The organism is Burkholderia sp. B10, assembly GCF_004368385.1.
Taxonomy (GTDB): Bacteria; Pseudomonadota; Gammaproteobacteria; order Burkholderiales; family Burkholderiaceae; genus Burkholderia; species Burkholderia vietnamiensis.
The window spans coordinates 1-441 of sequence record NZ_PQMX01000187.1 but is presented as its reverse complement, the minus strand read 5'-3'; the positions used below and the strand labels follow the sequence as shown (position 1 = coordinate 441).

The window sequence follows — 441 nt, the reverse complement described above, 5'->3', positions numbered from 1 at the left end:
ACGCCCAGGAGATCGCACGCCACGAACGCAGCTTCGAGCGGCACATGACCTTCTACGACTGGCGCCATTACATCACGCTGGTTGAGCGCAAACCCGGCGCGTTGCGCAACGGCGCTCCGTTCGTCACGATGCCACAGCCGCTGCAGCAGTTGCAGCGACACCTACTGAAGCACCCGGGAGGCGATCGCATCATGACGCAGGTGTTCGCCGCGGTGCGCGAACACGGACTCGATGCCGTGCTGCTTGCTGTGCAGGCAGCGCTGGACTCGGGACGCCCCAGTGGGGAGCACGTTCTGAACGTGCTGAGCCGGTTGAAGGCTCCCACCACGAGTACCAACCTCGCGACGACGAAACTCCAGCTTACCGAAGAGCCGGCTGCCGACGTGAGCCGCTACGAAACCCTGCGCGCCAACCCACCGGAGGACCGTCATGTCTAACGAC

General features: G+C 64.4%; 1 pseudogene. It reads left to right on the top strand.

Annotated features, from left to right (window positions below):
- Positions 1-437 (top strand): annotated as a pseudogene (locus C3Y15_RS31555) (IS21 family transposase); the annotation flags it as partial.
- Positions 438-441: the final 4 nt, after the last annotated feature.